General features: G+C 58.8%; 11 protein-coding genes and 1 tRNA gene. 6 read left to right on the plus strand and 6 right to left on the minus strand.

Annotated elements, in window-relative coordinates; translation table 11 throughout:
* Nucleotides 1–8: 8 nt before the first annotated feature.
* Together HUU46_23370 and HUU46_23375 are read right to left on the minus strand one after the other, a co-directional pair.
* On the minus strand, nt 9–2279 hold the full coding sequence (locus HUU46_23370) for a hypothetical protein (GenBank protein ID NUM56583.1): 2271 nt from the start codon (nt 2277–2279) through the stop codon (nt 9–11).
* Between the two features lie 1027 nt (nt 2280–3306).
* Nucleotides 3307–3717, minus strand: a complete 411-nt coding sequence (locus tag HUU46_23375) for a lecithin retinol acyltransferase family protein (GenBank protein ID NUM56584.1) — start codon at nt 3715–3717, stop codon at nt 3307–3309.
* 136 nt (nt 3718–3853) lie between these two features.
* On the opposite strand from HUU46_23375, the gene HUU46_23380 reads away from it, so the two are divergent.
* From HUU46_23380 to HUU46_23390, 3 genes are all read left to right on the plus strand, one after another.
* Nucleotides 3854–3932: transfer RNA gene (locus HUU46_23380), tRNA-Pro, on the plus strand.
* A 290-nt stretch (nt 3933–4222) separates the two neighbouring features.
* A complete protein-coding gene (locus HUU46_23385; protein NUM56585.1) occupies nt 4223–5767 on the plus strand; it encodes an amidohydrolase family protein in 1545 nt (514 codons plus the stop codon).
* A 36-nt stretch (nt 5768–5803) separates the two neighbouring features.
* On the plus strand, nt 5804–6874 hold the full coding sequence (locus HUU46_23390) for a transglutaminase domain-containing protein (GenBank protein NUM56586.1): 1071 nt from the start codon (nt 5804–5806) through the stop codon (nt 6872–6874).
* 21 nt (nt 6875–6895) lie between these two features.
* Here HUU46_23390 and HUU46_23395 read toward each other — a convergent pair whose 3' ends face one another.
* A complete protein-coding gene (locus HUU46_23395) occupies nt 6896–8377 on the minus strand; it encodes an MFS transporter (GenBank protein ID NUM56587.1) in 1482 nt (493 codons plus the stop codon).
* Between the two features lie 63 nt (nt 8378–8440).
* Here HUU46_23395 and HUU46_23400 point away from each other — a divergent pair, with 63 nt between their 5' ends.
* A complete protein-coding gene (locus tag HUU46_23400; GenBank protein ID NUM56588.1) occupies nt 8441–10357 on the plus strand; it encodes a hypothetical protein in 1917 nt (638 codons plus the stop codon).
* A gap of 133 nt (nt 10358–10490) precedes the next feature.
* On the opposite strand, the gene HUU46_23405 is transcribed toward HUU46_23400, so the two are convergent.
* Nucleotides 10491–10643 (minus strand): hypothetical protein, encoded by a 153-nt coding sequence (locus HUU46_23405; protein ID NUM56589.1) that lies wholly within the window; start codon nt 10641–10643, stop codon nt 10491–10493.
* A 12-nt stretch (nt 10644–10655) separates the two neighbouring features.
* Here HUU46_23405 and HUU46_23410 point away from each other — a divergent pair, with 12 nt between their 5' ends.
* Nucleotides 10656–11561 carry an IS1595 family transposase gene (locus tag HUU46_23410; protein ID NUM56590.1) on the plus strand — a complete coding sequence of 302 codons (906 nt, stop codon included), beginning with the start codon at nt 10656–10658 and terminating at the stop codon, nt 11559–11561.
* Nucleotides 11562–11564: 3 nt separating this feature from the next.
* On the opposite strand, the gene HUU46_23415 is transcribed toward HUU46_23410, so the two are convergent.
* A complete protein-coding gene (locus HUU46_23415; GenBank protein ID NUM56591.1) occupies nt 11565–12227 on the minus strand; it encodes a hypothetical protein in 663 nt (220 codons plus the stop codon).
* A 477-nt stretch (nt 12228–12704) separates the two neighbouring features.
* Complete coding sequence (locus HUU46_23420; protein ID NUM56592.1) at nt 12705–13997, minus strand: DegT/DnrJ/EryC1/StrS family aminotransferase; 1293 nt, start codon at nt 13995–13997, stop codon at nt 12705–12707.
* 207 nt (nt 13998–14204) lie between these two features.
* On the opposite strand from HUU46_23420, the gene HUU46_23425 reads away from it, so the two are divergent.
* Nucleotides 14205–17777, plus strand: a complete 3573-nt coding sequence (locus HUU46_23425) for a DUF1553 domain-containing protein (GenBank protein NUM56593.1) — start codon at nt 14205–14207, stop codon at nt 17775–17777.

Here is a 17777-nt window from a genome sequence, read left to right on the forward strand (position 1 = left end):
GCGCCGAGTTAGAGGCGAGTCATGACGTATTCCAACGTGCCCGAATTCTTATTGTGAAGATTCACGGTATTGTTATCGATAATCTCGTAGTTGTAATCGTGCGTCGGGAACAAGCTGACCGCGCCGCTTGTACCGTCTTCTTCGACTGACCAGATTCCTTCCGAGCAGGAGTCGATTCCGTCCGGATCGGCGCAAAGCCTTGACGTTCCGTCGTCGCGCAACGTCAGGTGAAGTACGAAGTGTGTACCGAATTGGGCTTCCATGTGCCACGCGCCCACGAAGCTGAATCCGCCATCGATCGCAAAGTTCGTGTCCGAGATATCGAAGAAGATACTGTTCACGCCTTCAATTTTTACGCGTCCCGTCAATGTTCCTGTCTTGGGGAATTTCACTTTCTCTTCGCCGTCATTTGGCGTGCTCGCTTTCAATACAGTCGGGAAGCTCAACCCTCCATCGGTGGAAAGTAGAATCTTCACGTTCGGCGTGCTCACCGGCGCCATGTTAGTTTTGGCAACGTCCCACTTTACTTTCTTTTTCGAGCCGCCCTTTATTACAACCGGCGTGTTAGGGTACTTCACTTTGAACGGGCCGGAATTACCGTCGACGGTGATGCGCGCTTCATCGCTTCCGAACCCGCCCCGCCCGTCCCTTCCGATGACCCAAAAGGTCATCGTGCGCCCTTTCGTTGGAAGGAATTCAAACCGGTTGGCGTATTGCTTCCCGTCCAATATAAACTCGAGCCTCGGGAAGATGCGCCACGAATCGAGTTTGGTCGTGTACGTACGAAATAGCGGACTCCGGCCGTTGTCAGGATCGTCGATCTTTTGCGCGGGGCCGAGGTCACGCTCTTCCCACGCGTACGTGATTGCATCCGCCTCCGCGTCGTCACCCGTTGCCGTTAGAATGAACGGTGTTTGCTTCGGAACCGTATAATCGGCGCCCGCGTCCACGATCGGTCCCGTGTTTCCCGTAGACACGCTGACCGCGCAACTGATCGTCGCAAGAAATTCCTGAATCTGGCGCAGGCTTTCGGAATGGAATATAGGGGCTGAATGCGAGGTAATATCATCCACGCCGCACAGCCCCGCATAAGACATGATGCTGACGCCCGAGCCCCGTTCGAACGCGCGCTCTTTGGCCCGATTGCCTTTGCAGCTCCCCTTCGTGCTGTTAAACGTGTGTTCGCACCCAAACTGGTGCCCGATTTCGTGCGCGACGAAATCCACGTCGAACGGATCGCCAATTGGCGCCAAGCTTGTGGTGACACCCCTGGCCTTCGAATTGTCCTTGCAGACACATTGTAGTTCCCCAATACCCCCGAGATCGGCCACGGCAAACGTGTGCCCAATATCGTAGTTGGCGGCACCGATGATGTTGTTAATCGTTGTCTGGGATTGCGCCAACATCTGGTTGATGGTACCTGTAGGATTGAACGGATCAGTCGCGGCGTTCCAATATAGAATTGACGTGTTGTTCGCCACCAGCATAAATCGTATCGCCAGTTCGATCTCATAGATACCGGTCACGCGATTCATTGTTGTTGTGATCGCTGCCAGCGCGTTACCGATGGTTTCCGCGCTCGTTGCGTCATGGTAGAGCGCGTATTCGCCGCTGCACGCGACGGCAAGCCGGTACGTGCGCGTCGTATCGCCATGAAATGCAAGACCCGCCTTTGATTCATCGACACGCAGCTCGCTTTCCACATTGCACCCAACGGCGTCTTTATGGCGCGGATATTCGTCGCTAAAGTACGATACGTAGACGCCCTCCCGCGTGTTTGGATCGATGTACGCTTGTCGGCCGCCCAGCACAATGGCATGAAACCCTTTCGGCGTCTTATCGAACCGGGCGTACAAGTTCGATCCGTCCCTTGAATGCGCGGTGTAGGTCTTGATTTCGGGGAATTTGGCCGCGAGTTCCGGTTCCATTATGGGGGATTCGACAAACCCGAACTCGATGTGCGTGCCGTCGGGCATGGGCAGCCAGATCGTCGCGCCGCCCGTTGCGAGACGGTCGCGATCGCCTGGATCTTCCATTGGCGCGAACTGAAGCACGTCGTCCAAAAGCGCTTCATCCAGCCACAGCGGGCGAAACACGGTGGGGCGAACGAATGTGCCGGGATCGGCCGACTTGGCCGCAGTCGTATCTAGGTCGACGCCGGACAGGTCTACCCACATACCGTCCGGCGAGTCGGACTGCGCCGTAGCGCCCGGGGCGTGCAACAAAAAGAGCAAACAGACAATGGTCAAAAATCGGAACCGCAGCAAGACCGACGGCATTGCCCACACCTCCACGGCGCAGCCCCCATGCGCAATAGTGTCAATCGAAGACAGCCAACGTGCGACCATGTATACGTCAGTGACCCTTGCATCGCTATCGTACACGCGGTCCTCGAAATCGCGCAATCGGAAAAGTCGCCGATATCGGAGCGGGATGCGGTGCCCGGGAGAAGTATGTGGGCGAGGAAAAGCGCCACCAAGGGGGTGCAGTCTCCACCACGGTCGACACTTCGCGCGGGCGTTCGACACGGGCGCATGGTGGCCGCTCCAAAACGCCGTGGGGGTTTTTTCGAAGTTGACGGATGGGTGCGCGAGGTTTCCGGGCGGGCGCGGGCGACGAGAAGGCGTAAAACTGTTGACGTCAGAGACGCACGCCCAATCGGTATACCGTTTTGCGCAGCGGGATTCGTTCCTCGAGAGTCCCGCCGATCTCCGTGAGCATCACGGATTGGGATGCCTGTATCCCGTAGACCATCTCAGACACGAAGCGTTGAGTCGGTAAACAAAGGCTGCGGGAAAGTTCCCCCGAAAATCGACCATTGCGCGGCCGCAACTCACCCGCTACTTCGGTAGCCTTTATACGTGGGTCTCCTTGCTCTGGCTAGAGTTACGGCCATCTCAACCTTGATTCTGGCCACCCAACGCGCCCACATCAATTACCAAAAAGATCCCCCAAGTCTCACACACTACACTTCTCTATCCGCCTAACCTTACGTCCGTAAAACACTTAACGATTGAATGCAGCTATTTCCGGGGATGTCCTGTATATGGCGTGAGAATCTCGGCCTGTACTATAAAGCGCCAACGCTTTGTCTTAGACCGATTGTGAACGCCGGTAACAAGATCAGCCCAACGGTAACTACACCACCCCTTGAAGTGACGCCACATGAACCCTCTCCCGTCGCGGGGACTATGCTCCTACCCTGCGTGACAGTCAAAGCCGGGGATGCCAGACATGGACTGGTGCGGCTGTGTTGCAGTGTCGGCGGGTGACAAGTCTGAAGTGGATTGGAATCGACCCGGTCAATCAAAATGTAGCACCACCACGAGGCGAATCCAAGCGGGCTACGCGCGTCCGCGAGCCATCGCGCGCACGGCGGCAATGGTTCCCGCCACAGTCACGGCTGCCACGGCCAAGGTGGTGGCGGCCGTAATGGCGCGGCGGACCCTCGCAATTGTTCAGCACCGTGCTGTACCGCATCTCATCGAGACGGCTGTGCGCACGCTCGATAATCGCGTCCACGTCATAGGTCGACTTCGACTTTACGACGCGAACCCGTCCACCCTTGGCGAACTGCTCCATTGATGTTCGGCGCACGGCGGCGTTCGCGCGGTTGAACAGCTCACCGGTGTAGTGAATGACGGTGCCGTCTCCACAGTCGATACCGTGGTGCCAGTAGCCCCGCCGAAAGACCCGAATGTGGTCGCCTCGCGCCATTGCGCCATAACTCCTTGTTCATGGTTCGAACCACCCCAATTGTCCCCGCAATCCATCCGGCTGTCAACCGGTTTCAGGTCGTAAGTTTGACAGTCCTCGCGGTAGAAACGTAGACTATGTGTTCAAACGGTCGGTTCGGGGTGTAGCGCAGCCCGGTTTAGCGCGCTTCGTTCGGGACGAAGAGGTCGGTGGTTCGAATCCACTCACCCCGACCATTTCACTTTCATTCGCGAGCGCCCGGCCGGTGAGAATGCGGACTGCCCGCAGATTAGTCTTGCTCTCCGGCGTGATTCTCTTGCCACTCCGAGAATCAATGGTCTCCATCATCGAACTTCCAGCGTAGCCGTCCAGGCGCCGGTGCTCTACGGCGATTTCGAGTATGTGCCAAGCGCCGATGGCGTGACGAGTTGTAGCGATACGCGCCCTCACCGGGTTGGCATGCGAGCGGATTTTGAGTCGATTTTTGATGCCATGCTAGGCTGACACCCTTGATCTGGAGACCTGCATGGGGTTGGTCGATGTAAACGTGGTGCTGGGGCGGTTTGCTGGTGGCGGCGCGTGTTTTGACGATGTCGGCCAGTTACAGGGGGAACTGAAACGGCTGGGGATTGGGGCGGCGTTGGTCCATCACGCGGTGGCGGCCGAGGCGGATATCGTCGCGGGGAATGCGTTGCTGAACCGGCTTGTGGCGGGCCACCAGAATTTGTACCCGTGCTGGGTCATGGCGCCGTCCTACGCGGGCGATCTTCCGAGCCCTTCGGACTGGGTGAGGCAAGCGCGAGATGCGGGTGTTCGCGCGGTCCGCATTTTTCCGCGTTATCACCTGTATGATTTGCGCGAATGGTGCATCGGGCCACTGTGTTCGGCCCTCGAGGAAGCGTCGCTTCCGTTGATGATCGAGTTTGGGCCGCGTCATTGGTCTGAGTCGATCATCCCGTGGGACAGCATACGCGAGATCGCGCGTGAGCATCCGGGCCTGAACATAGTTATCATCGGTGCAACCGTTGGCGACGTTCGGGCGCTTCCCTGTCTCTTGGCCGAGTTGCCCAATCTTAATGCCGAACTGCACGCATTCAACCCGCCGGATGCCCTGGAACAGTTGGTGTCCGCGGGGCTGGCGAAGCAACTGCTGTTTGGCACCGGCCTGCCGAGACGCGCCGCCGAATGTGTCGTCGGGCAGATGCGCGCTGCGCAAATTGGCGAGCACGAGTTTCGAGCGGTTGCTGGCGATAATGCGGCGCGCCTTTTTGGAATGCAATCACCGCCCGCTTCGCAAACTAACGCCAACGAGCGCCGGCGATTCGACGTGATTGACGTCCACGCGCACATCGGCTCGTGGGAGCGCACAACCACTCCAGTCAAGGGTCCCGAGGCATGTATCGCGAGCATGGATCGATGCGGCGTGGACAGGATGATTTTCAGCAGCTTCACGGCGATTCATGGCGAGACGCGGATCGGGAACGTGGAGACTGCGGAGGCAATCACGGCGGGCCGAGGCCGCTTGTTTGGATACGCGGTCGTGAATCCTAATTATCCGGAGGAGTCTCTCGACGATCTTACGCGCCTGTTCGCCGGCGATTCAGGATTCGTGGGGCTTAAACTTCACTGCCAACTTCACGGTGCGCAGTTGCACGAACCGGGGTATGCCGAGAGCCTGGCGTTCGCGAGCGCGCACGGCCTGCCCGTCCTGGTTCACGGCGGCGGGCATGATCGCTGGGACGACGTGGCGCGGCGATATCCGGACGCAATCTTCATCATGGCGCACGCGTGTTCATGGGACGGGCGCAATCCGGTGGGACGAACACTGTACGAACGCGTTCGGCACACGCCCAATCTGTACGTCGACGTATCGGGTTCGGCTGCGCACCGCGGCGCGCTGGAAGCGTTAATAGACCTCGTCGGCGCGGAAAAGATTTTCTATGGATCGGACTTCCCCATGTTCGATCTCGGGTTCGAGGTGGGCCGAGTCACGTTGAGCAGCATTTCCGATCGCCATAAGGAACTGATTCTCGGCGTCAACGCACGTCGCGTGTTTACGAGACTTCGCTAGCAACGTTCGTTCGAAGCGTCGTTGGAGATATCGCACATGCCGGTCCGTTACAACTTTCGCTGGAACAAACACGACCACGTCCGGCTCAGCGCGCGGTCACTGGGACTGGATCGGAGCGTGTACTTCGACATGATGCCGTGGACGCCGCCCACTACGAACATGGAGGGGACCGTCTCCTACTACGATCAGGAACGGATTGCGTGCGTACGCAAGCGGCTTCGCGACACAGACAAAAAGAAGTACTTGTGCGACATCGTCGATCGGCTGCTGAAAGGAGCGGCCACGGACAGGGAGCGCGTGGCCCGCATTTGCGGATTCGTGAGCGAGGCGATTTACTACAATCCGATTCAGCAGCCGGTCGAACCGAACACAGGCGAATTGATCGAAGACCCGGTCGAGTTGCTCGAACTTCATGACGGACGTTGTGGGCAGGGGGTCACGATCACGGTCGCGCTGTTGCAGGCAGCGGGCATCGAATGCCGCCGGCGCGACGTGTTTCATCACGTGACGTGCGAGGCGAAGTACGACGGGAAATGGCGGCTTGCGGACGCGCTGATGTTCGGCGCCGCGCAGCCCGAGCGGGACGGCGAAGTTGTTAATGTCGCCGTCTTACAGAGCGACCCGTATTACGCCGACGCGTTTCCCATGGCGCATTTCGCGTACACGCCGGAAGAACTCCTGACCGCGGATGGATATCGCCTGCTCGGGTACTCGTTTGGCGACTGGGGATCGCTTGCGTATTACTCGTGGTACATGGGTGGCGAGGAAGACTACCCGCCGATGATGCCGATCGTGTTGCCGCCGCTGCGCCTGCGCAAACAACGCGTCCGCCTGCGCTGGGCGCCGAGCGCAAAGCGAAACGGCGGACGCATCCGCTACCGGCTGCGAGTATACGAGGACCGCGCACGGACACGTCCCGTGTTTTCGAAGGACCTTGCGCGGACAGAATTGGATTGGAGCGTTCCCGAAATGAACCGCATGTATTTCGTCGGCGTAACGGCGACGGACGATCATGTCAAGCGGAACCCGAACACGTGGTATCCGGAGGCGGTTGGCAATTTCGTGCTTGTACCGAAAACGCAATACGGCTGGTACGGCGTGATGTAACGCGCCGCCACTGGGCGAATTCTACTCGGGCGCCACAGACCGCCCGGCTCTTCGCGCTTCGAGTTCGCGCGCAACCCGATCCATGGTTCTGCGGTCGAGCGTGTAACGCGTCAGAATGAGCGCGGCAAGAAATGCGAGCGCGAACGCGGGGAATGCGTAAAGCACGCGCATCCGGTGCAAGGTCTCCGCGGACTGGACGATCCCTTCGCCGGGCTGATATCGAATCACATGATCGAGCGCAAATCCCGTCCAGAAGATTGCAGCGGCGTTGTACATCTTCACGAGAAACGAGTTGGCGCCGTAGAAGACGCCGTCGTTCGATTCACCGGTTTTCCATTCGCTGTAGCTCGCGATGTCGGCGAGCATGGACGCGGGAAAGACATAGACAGCGCAGTAAAAGAAGGCTTGCAGCAGACAATAGAATACGAGCAACGGAAACGATTTCGGCGCGAACAGGAAGTAGCTCGCGCCGTACACGCATCCGACGCCGAGGATTCCGACGATAAGGCAGGTGCGTTTTTCGTAATACCGGCCAATCCGGTTCCAAACGGGCAGGAACAATACGCCACAGCCGATGGCAAAGAAGATATAGAGAAAGAACGCGTCGCGAAAAATGCTGAACGGTCCCACGAGCACAGCCTGAGCAAACGGCGAGTTCCACGTCTTGCCGAACCAATCGTCGAGCAGGAAGGTGTACATCCATAGTCCCGCCAGGATGCCGGCCTGCGCGACGAAATTGGCGAGGAACAGCACGACGAATTGCCGGTCGCGCAAAGTGAACGAGAGGGAACGGGCAAGCCCCGCGACGTGCGTCGCCAGAAACGAACCTGCCGCCGCGCGGCGCGCGCGCATGCGCGCGATTTGTTCCGGCGAGAGCGCGGGTTCCTTGAGAAAGAGAACGAATACCCAGAGGCACGCCATCATGAGCACGCTGGCGAACACAGCGAATTCCTGAAAACCGCGAATGTCGTCGCCGCGCCACGTGGCGTAGGCGCGAATGAGTCCGCCCCAACTCGTGCCCACATACGTGCCGGCCTGCCGCCACGAGACGATTCGCGTCCGCGCCTCGTAATCCGTCGCCAACTCGGGAATGAGCGCGGCGTAGGGAATCGTAGTCATCGTGAAGCCGACCGTGTAGATCACCTGCATCGCGACGAGGTACGCGTAGAATTGCACGGGGGTCAGGCCCTTGGGGGCGTACCACATTCCGATAACGCCGACCGCGAAAAACAGTGACCCAATCGCGATGTACGGCATGCGCCTGCCGAACCGGCTGACGGTCCGGTCCGAAATATAGCCCATGAGCGGATCGGTGAGCGCATCGAGGATGATCGAAAATCCGCGCACGTTGCTGAGTATCGACGCGGGATAGCCGAGGTACTTCGTGAAGTACAACTGCAATTGGACGATAATGGTCTGCGGCGCCTCGATCCCCAAGGTTCCGAGGCCGAAGAGAATTTGTTGCGAAGTCGAGAGTCCGTCGCGTTTGTTGGTCAGCGGCATGCGTGTCTCCGGCGCGCGCCATGGTACTGAGTCTGACAGGTGGAAGGAAACGCAATTCCAACAATGAAGCTTCACATCGACGTCCAGAACTTGCCGGGAGTACTGGCGAGAAAAGTTGTCGTAGCCTTCGCGTTCCTATTCGTGGCATCGGCGTTTGCCAGCCCGAGCGGATGGATTGTCGAAGAAGTGGCGCGCGGTGACTCGTGGGTCAGCCCGTATTGGGGATACTGCGCGCCGAAGATCGCGTTCGATGGGAGCGCGTACTACACGGTGGGCCTCTGGGGCGACTCGCCGGAGACGAGCCATGGCGTCGTGTACAAGCGGCGAGACGGTGGTTGGGTGAAGGGCGCGGAGTTAGCGGGCGTGTACCAACCGCCCCTGGTGCTGCTCGATGCTTCCGGCCGCGTGATCGTCGTGTACAACCAATGGGAAAAGCCGATCATTATCTTGCGCGGGAAAACGCCGGGCGCGATCGACGACTTCGAGACGCTGCCGCCACACCCGGACATGACGAACGCGTTCTATCCCGGAGTCGCGATTCGCGGCGATACGCTGTACTTCGCATTCTGCAGCACGCCGAGCTACACGATGTACATCAGCAGTCTCGATCTCGCGACGCTCACGTGGTCGCCATTGGCAACGATGCAGGAAGGCCAGGTGGAGACGAAGCCGAAGACGGCGTGGACGTATCCAATCCTCGTGCCCGATGAACAGGGCGTACACGTCATCGCGACGAACTGTCCCGACGGCGGCGACGAAAACTCGTACAACATCGTTTGGTACTTGTACTACAGGATCGGAGAGGTTGCGCCTGCCCTTCGCGAGCGCGTTGCGGAATCGCCGGTCGGCAATATTGCGTACGCAACGGACATGACCGTGGATGCGTCCGGCCAGGTACACGTCATGCACATGTATAACGTGCACAAGTACGGCGACCCCTTGCCGGCGGATTCGGAACCGGCCGGGACCTACCATTCGTGGCGCGACGCGAACGGCGCGTGGAAACGCGAGTTCATCGCGCCATCGACGATCGCAGCGTTGTACCGGGGAGAAAATGAAGTCGGCACGGTGCTTACGATTGGCGGCGTGCTGTCAAAGCGATCGGTTACGCAGACAGCCAAACCAGGGGCGCTGATCGCGCCGGAGCAGTTGCCCGGCGCGCCGGGCTTCTTCGATGTGATTTCACCGTGCAGCGGGTCGAATCTGTCGAAAGGACTCGCCGTCGTGTTGGACTCGCTGCCGTCACCAACGGACAAGCCAACGTCGCGCGTATTGCTCGCGGCGTTGCCGCTGCGTCGCGTTGGCAGTAACGCAATGATCAACGGCGATTTCGCGCAGTGGGATTCGTACACGGGCGAGAGTGTCACGACAACGACGGTGGGCGTGCCGGCGGACTCGATTCCGAAGCACTGGTATGGCGGGCCGGGAGTAGGCGCGACTGCGACCTATGATGTGATTAAGCGCGGCACGAACGACGCAGATTCGCCCGAGCGGTTTCTTCGCGTGTCGTGGAGCGTCGCACCCGAGAACTGGGGCGAGGAACACCACAAGGGCGCCGTGCGCTATACATTTCTCGAATACTTCGGAATCCAGGACGTACATCGGTTCGCGGGCAAGACAGTCCTGCTGCGGTTCCGCGCGCGGTGCAGCGAGGCGGGAATCGATCTCGTGCCGATCATGTGGCACAGTTACGACGCGAAGACGCCGGGCATCGTCGCAGTAAAGGGTAAGGGATACGAGTTGTTCGAATCGTCCGGCGCGCCGGGGAAGGCCGCTGTCGCCGAGGGCGCGCCCAACCCGAATGCGGTCTGCAAACTCGAAACAGATTGGCAGACTTTCGAAAAGGTGCTGACGCTGCCTTCGACCGGTGGAAAGTCCATCACTGACGGACACTACACGGGTGTAGGCTTCGATCTCACTGTCGGGAAGCCGATCGCAGTCGACCTCGCGAACGTCGAACTATACGAACTCGCGCCCTAGAGTCCCGAGTTTGAAATCAGTTCTACAAGATCCGTTGGGGCACAATCACACATCCCCCTAAATCCCCCTTCAAAGGGGGATTATCTACTTGACACAAGGTGGGCAATCCTGTATGATGTGCGCATGGCAACGATTACTTATTGGAATGGTTACTCTTTCGCTTATCTGATTGCGCGTCATTCTCATGCGCAACGCGCTTTAGTTCCATGCGTACTTCTTTCGGAAACAGGCGCTTCATCACTTCGTCGGTCGTCAACTCGCGTGCCTTCTTTGGCTTGCGTGGCATAAGGATTACTCCATGTCTGACAATCGCTCAATCGACCTAATCACGATGATGGATACTTTCGGCTCCGAGGACAAGTGCCGTGATTATCTCACGGAACTACGCTGGCCGGACGGCGTTGTATGCCCGCGTTGCGGTTGCACTAACATATCCAAAATCATCAAACGTGACCAGTACGATTGCGACGGTTGCCGCTATCAGTTTTCGGCTACTGCCGGAACAATCTTTCACGATTCGCATCTTCCCTTGCGGAAGTGGTTCGCCGCAGTATACCTCATGTGCGAATCGCGCAAAGGCATTTCCGCGAATCAACTCAAGCGCACGCTGAAAGTGGCGTACAAAACCGCGTGGTATCTTTGCCATCGCATCCGCGCTGCCGTGAAGGACGTAAACGAAGCGCAATTGAGCGGGACGGTTGAGTGCGACGAAACGTATCTTGGTGGCCGTGCTCGCGGTCGAGGACGCGGTTTCACGGGCCATAAACAGATGGTGCTTGGCGCAATCGAACGCGGCGGCGATGTGCGCTTGAAAGTGGACAAACGCGCGGATCGCAAAACGCTTCATAAGTTTGTATTCGATACCGCGCATCCCGACACGGAAGCAATCTTCACGGACGGCCACGCGGGGTACAAAGGCATTACAGACGCCAACACGCGGCACGAGACGGTCAACCACGAAGCGGACGAATGGGTGCGCGGCGATGTGCATACGAATACGATTGAAGGCGTGTTCTCGCTTTTCAAGCGGTCTGTGGTTGGTTCGTATCATCAGATTAGCGCCAAACATCTACCGGCGTACTTGGATGAATTTGAGTTCCGGTTTAACAACCGAAAGAACCCGTACTTGTTTCGGGATACGTTGCTCAAGCTGATTGAGGCGGAAAAGTTGGGATATAGGACGTTGGTTGCAAGCGGTTCGTAAGAGTTAATTACGTGATCGCCGCACTGCGCCTTTGCGTGGCGCGCTCTTTCGCGGTGGCGTCAACTTTGGCTGTTGAGCCGGTTTAGAAAGTTCCGGCAATTCAATTGCCAATATCGCCCAAATGCTGCTGTAGCCAGCCTCAACATCGTATATTGCGTCGTGTAAAAGCTCGTCAAAATTTCTGACTAATTGTACGTCGCGCCATACGTGAAAGCCGGGTTTATTTTCTGGGTGCGTCGGGTCTAGTTCTGTCTTTATGACGTGGCGCAGTTTTCCCCTCGCTACCTCCAAGCGTATATGGGCAAAGAGCCTGAGTAATTGAGCGTTTGTTTGTTTTGCGAAAGCCCCTATCTCGAAGTCAGAAAATGCCCAACCGCAGCTTATCCGAACATAACTATCGTCGGCCTTGTAGCAATTTATGTAGTAATCAGTTTGAGAGTTAGAGGCATACTTAATTGTGTACTTGAACGTAAACTCGGTGTCAGAATATTCAGGCATTGACGAATCGAACAGGTGTTTGTCGAGAATTTGCCGGATGATTCGTTTTGCTTTACTCAAACTCAGACTGCGCCGTTGTATCTTTTCGATAAAATACGGCCCAACAATGAACGCAATCGCAATGGCACCAAAGAAGATTCGCCACTCAGTCGATGTGATGCTTGCCATTATATTTCCCCAAGGCTCCCAAGAGCCGGGGGCGCTAAAAATGGCGAAGCCAACCGCAAGAATCCAAGCGATTGGATGATCCTGTAGGTAGAATCGTATCCGCTTAATTGTATCGAGCATGGGCGAATGATACGCCGATTATTGCCTTGCTTCAAGTATATAATCCCCCTTCAAAGGGGGACTTTGAGCGCGATGCCCGTACGGGCAGTCTTCTGCAAAGAATTTCAAACTCATGACACGAGTGGTCTGCGTCATTTTAATTTGGCGGTCCCAGTCACGCGGAATACCGCCCGGCACGGAGACCGGGCGCTACAAACATCAACAAAATCGATTGACGGGAACCGCTAGCGTTATGAATCCCAAATTCGTTCGAAAAGTCGAATGCCCATAGAAGTTACGCGGGAGTTCGAAAGCTCGATTACGATTACGAGCACGAGCACGAGCACGACAAATGCTGCGCATTTTAAACTCACGACATTAGAGTGAGTCGATGTTGCCCATGACTTTCGTGAACGAGTCTGCCAATTCGCGCAGGTACGATTCCTCTACGTCGACGAACGCATACGTGCTCAGGAGGCGCGAGCAGACATCCTCCGTGACGGGCAACGCCACCGCCGATTGAGGGCCACGATACGATATCGGGTCGTAGAAGCAACCGCCAAGTGTCCTGCGATCGAACGTAGTGAACAGCGGCGCCTGGTGCAGCAGACCGTAGGTAAAATTCATGCTGCTGTAGCGGTCCTTTTGAAACGGTGCGCCTTCGGCAACGAGCGCGGCCTCGATTCGTTCGAGGGGTACCCGCTTCAACACGTCCCGCGCCACCTTGAACTTGAATTCGAGATACCCCGCGCGTACGCAGCCGCGGGCGGGATCCACAACTTCAATCCCTTCGACATTGCGCAGCAGATCGTTAAGGATTGCGTAGTTGTGCGTTCGCCGGCGATTGAGTTCCGGAAGCCGCTCCAATTGCGACGACGCCAGGGCGATTGCGAAGACGTGCGGGCGGTACTTCGCGCCCAGACTCATATCGCCGATGGAATCAAAAGTATGTTTTCCTTCGCCCTTGGGGCCACGTCCGAAATGCGCGAGCAACACCATTCGATCGAACAACTCGGGGCTGTTTGTTGTCGCGACGCCCGCCTCTCCCCCGCTCACGGCCTTCACGCCCTGCATACTGAAACACCCGATGTCGCCGATACTGCCAACGGGCCGTCCCTTGTACGACGCGCCGTGGGCGTGGGAGGCGTCCTCGATCACGGCGATGCCCCGCGCACGCGCGATGGACATAATGCGATCCATGTCGGCGACGTTACCCCACGTGTGCACCACACAGATGGCGCGGGTCCGATCGGTAATTTTGCGTTCGATATCCGCGGGGTCGATGACGAGCGTGGCCGGGTCGATATCGGCGAAGACGGGTGTGGCGGCGCAGTGCAGGATGGGCGTCACAGATGCGTGCCAGGTGTAACTCGGCACGATGACTTCGGTGCCGGGTCCTACCCCCGCGGCGAAGTACGCGCTGTGCAGCGTCGCCGTCCCGCTGTTCATGGTGAGGGCGTACTTCGTCCCCACCAGTTGCCTGTAGGCTGCCTCAAACTCCGCGACGATGCCGGTCCCGTCCGCAATCGTGATGATGCCGGCGTCGAGCAACGCACCAATGCGCCGGCTCACGTCTTCCTTTTCGATAAGCGGCCAGCGGTCCGTTCCGTCCGAACCTACCGCCTTCGGACCCCCGTGAATGGCCAGTATCGCACCTTGTTTCGTGCCCACGATTCGCCCCTATTTACTCGACGGCCGCGCGAAAACTCGTTCGTCGGTATGGTACGCGTGACTCGTGGGCACTTTCATCCGCAACACAGGCCCCGCTACGGACAATTGGCGGTTCCGGGTCCAAATTGATTCCTGACACGGTCTACGGTTATCGTTTTGGCCGCTGACGAGGGATTGATTGCTGCGGGGGAGCAGGAGTCTAGAGTGTTGCTCACGACCAGAAGTATGGTTCGGCTCGGGCGAATCGCAGTAGCCCTGGTCGCCACAGTCGCCGCGTCGCGGATGGCTGTTCGCGCGGAGGGAACGGTCCAATTCAGCCGCGACGTCGTCCCCATCTTATCTGTTAATTGTTACCCCTGCCACGGCCCGGACGCCAATACGCGCAAACGGGACATTCGGTTCGATACGAAGGAAGGTCTGTTCGGCAAGACCAAGGACGGTTTGGACCTCATTGTGCCGGGCAACCCGGATTCGAGCGAGATCATGAAGCGCCTGGGCCATCCCGATCTCGCGGAGGTGATGCCGCCGCCGGAATCGAAGCTGCATGTCAGCGAACGGGAGCTCGGGATCGTCAAGATGTGGATTTCGCAGGGCGCCGTGTGGCAGGGGCATTGGGCCTTTATTACGCCACAGAAGCCCGCGCTACCGAAGGTGTCGAATGAGGCGTGGTGCCGTAACGAGATAGACCGGTTCATCCTCGAACGCATCGAACGCGCCGGTTTGACCCCCGCGGAAGAAGCCGACAAGGAGACCTTGCTCCGCCGCGTTTCGCTTGATTTGACGGGGCTTCCGCCGTCACCGGCCGAGGTGGACGCGTTCCTGGCGGACACGAGCGACAGCGCGTACGAGAAGGTCGTCGATCGCTTGTTGGCGTCGCCGCATTACGGCGAGCGGATGTCGTTTATCTGGCTCGACGTATCCCGATACGCGGACACGAATGGCTACCAGCGCGACACCAAGCGCATTATGTGGCCGTGGCGCGATTGGGTGATCAAGGCGTACAACGACAACATGCCTTTCGATCAGTTTGCGACCGAGCAGCTTGCGGGCGATTTGCTGCCCGACGCGACACTCGAACAGCGCATCGCCACGGGTTTCAATCGCAACCACCGGATTAACGGCGAGGGCGGCATCATTCCGGAGGAATACGCCGTCGAGTATGTGGCCGATCGCGTGGTGACCACGAGCACTGCGTTCATGGGTCTGTCGATGGTTTGTGCGCGCTGCCACGATCACAAATTCGATCCGTTCAGCATGCGCGAGTTCTACCAACTCTACGCGTTCTTCAGCAACGTGCCCGAGGAAGGCAAGGGCCGCGAGCAGGGCAACGACAAACCGTTCGTCGAAGTGCCCACGCCGGAGCAGGCGGCAAAGAAGACCAGCCTTACCGCGAGCCTGGCGGCGCTCGAGGACCAACTGTCCGGGCCGGACACGCGCCTGGATTCGCTGCAATCAACGTGGGAAGAGGAACTCGGGCGTAAATTTGCCGAGTTGGATTGGCAGGCGGTGGACATCGCGAACGCCGTATCGCAAAGCGGCGCGGAGCTTGCCCCGCAGCAGGATAAGTCGTTTCTCGCCGGCGGAGCGGTCGCAGAAAAAGACGTGTACACCATAACATTCGTCGCGACGCGTCCGATTGGCGCGATCAAACTCGACGTCTTGACGGACCCGTCGCTTCCCCAAAACGGCCCTGGCCGCGGGGAAGACGGCAACGTCGTGTTGAGCGGTTTTGAAGTCGGGCGTTCGAGCGCGGACTCCCCCGACAAGATCGAACCGGTGCGGGTATCCGCCGCGTTCGCGGACTACGCGCAAACCGGCGGCGACTACTCCGTGCGCAACGCAATAGACGCGGACCCGGCCACCGGCTGGGCGACCGGGTCACCGCAGCAACGCGAAGACAGGGTGGCAGTGTTCGTGCTCGAAGACGCCACCGCCATAAAGCCGGGCGATCGCGTCACGGTCACCCTGCGCCACGAGTCGCCGCACGCGGGTCATAGCATCGGCAAGTTCCGACTCTCGCAATCGCCGTCACAGGCGATCGTTCGCTGGACGCAGCAGGAACTCGGTCCATGGCATTTTGTCGGCCCACTGAAGGCCGATGTTCCGACCAACACGTTGCTCGAGACGGCGTTCCCGCCGGAGGAAGGGTATGACCCGGCGCGCACGTATGGCGACGGCTCGCTGCGTTGGACTGAGAGACCCGACTGGACCGACGGCCAAGTGAATCGTTTCGACACGCGCGACCCGTCGGTCCATTACCTGCACCGCACCATCAAGGTCGACGTGTCGACGGCGATCACATTTGCGTTGGGCAGTAACGACGCCATCAAAGTATGGGTCGACGGCCAGGTGCGGCTGGCGAACAATGTCGGCCGTATCGCCGCGCCGGACCAGGAAAAGCTGACGCTGTTCCTGGAGGAGGGAACACACGACGTCCTTCTTAAGATTGCCAACTACGGCGGCGAAACCGGCTATTACTTCCGCCTTGTTCCCGATGATGGACAGGGTGTGCTCGCGATGATGGACCTGCTGGCGACGCCGACGGAAGAGCGCAACGCCGAGGACCAGCGGCGGCTCACGACGCTGTTTCGCGAACGCGACGAGGTTTGGCGGGCAAAACGCGCCGAAGCGGCAGGCGTGCGGTCGCAGCTCGATGTCTTGAACAAGTCCATCATTACGACGATGGTGATGGAAGAGATGGAGACGCCGCGCGAGGTGTACAAGTTGGCTCGCGGCGTCTACGACAAGCCCGACAAATCCGAGCGGCTGTACCCGGGCGTGCCCGCGTCGTTGGGCGCCATGGACGAGTCGTTGCCCAAGAACCGCCTCGGATTCGCGAAGTGGCTCGTCGATCCGAAACATCCGCTTACGGCGCGCGTTCGCGTAAACCACTATTGGCAGATGTACTTCGGCCACGGTATCGTGAAAACAAGCGAGGATTTTGGCACGCAGGGCACGCTTCCGACACATCCCGAACTGCTCGATTGGCTTGCGGTAACGTTCGTCGATTCGGGCTGGGACGTGAAGGCTATGCAGAAGCGGATCGTCATGAGCGCGACGTATCGTCAGAGCTCGAAGACAACCCAGGAGAAGCAGGAGAAGGACCCGGTAAACGTCCTGTTGAGTCACGCGCCGCGCACGCGTCTGCCGGCCGAGATCATTCGCGATCAGGCGCTCGCGGTCAGCGGGCTGCTCAATCCGGAAATTGGAGGGCCGCCCGTGAAGCCGTACCAGCCCGCAGACCTGTGGTCGGCGCTGACGTTCCAGAATATGGACGAGTACGACACAAACTTCTACGTACAGGACACGGGCGGCAAGTTGTACCGTCGCGGCTTGTACACGTATTGGAAGCGGACGATCCTTCCGCCGCACATGCAGATATTCAACGCGGCGGGCCGCGAGATGTGTTCAATGCGGCAGGAAAACACCAACACGCCGATGCAGGCGCTCGCGATTATGAACGACCCCACCTTCGTCGAGGCCGCGCGTTTCCTCGGGCAGCGCATGATCCTCGAGGGCGGCGAACGGTCGGGCGATCGGGTGCGTTTCGGGTTCAGGCTGCTCATGGCGCACGCACCGAACGCGAAGAAGGAACAAGTCCTGCTGGCGGCGCTGAACGACTACCAGTCCCACTTCATCCACGATCAAGAATCCGCGGCCAAATTGCTGGAGGTCGGCGACTCGAAGCCTAGCGTCGGCATTCCGGCCCCGGAATTGGCCGCGTACACGATGCTCGCTTCCGTCATGCTGAACATGGACGAAGCGATAACACGGGAATAA

The sequence above is a fragment of the Candidatus Hydrogenedentota bacterium genome (assembly GCA_013359265.1).
Classification (GTDB): domain Bacteria; phylum Hydrogenedentota; class Hydrogenedentia; order Hydrogenedentales; family SLHB01; genus JABWCD01.

Bases quoted from the DNA above. Each gene is read 5' to 3' on its own strand.
- HUU46_23395 (NUM56587.1), bottom strand. From the start codon at position 8,377: ATGCCGCTGACCAACAAACGCGACGGACTCTCGACTTCGCAACAAATT.
- HUU46_23415 (NUM56591.1), bottom strand. From the start codon at position 12,227: ATGGCAAGCATCACATCGACTGAGTGGCGAATCTTCTTTGGTGCCATT.
- HUU46_23385 (NUM56585.1), top strand. From the start codon at position 4,223: ATGGGGTTGGTCGATGTAAACGTGGTGCTGGGGCGGTTTGCTGGTGGC.
- HUU46_23405 (NUM56589.1), bottom strand. From the start codon at position 10,643: ATGCCACGCAAGCCAAAGAAGGCACGCGAGTTGACGACCGACGAAGTG.
- HUU46_23375 (NUM56584.1), bottom strand. From the start codon at position 3,717: ATGGCGCGAGGCGACCACATTCGGGTCTTTCGGCGGGGCTACTGGCAC.
- HUU46_23370 (NUM56583.1), bottom strand. From the start codon at position 2,279: ATGCCGTCGGTCTTGCTGCGGTTCCGATTTTTGACCATTGTCTGTTTG.
- HUU46_23390 (NUM56586.1), top strand. From the start codon at position 5,804: ATGCCGGTCCGTTACAACTTTCGCTGGAACAAACACGACCACGTCCGG.
- HUU46_23410 (NUM56590.1), top strand. From the start codon at position 10,656: ATGTCTGACAATCGCTCAATCGACCTAATCACGATGATGGATACTTTC.
- HUU46_23400 (NUM56588.1), top strand. From the start codon at position 8,441: ATGAAGCTTCACATCGACGTCCAGAACTTGCCGGGAGTACTGGCGAGA.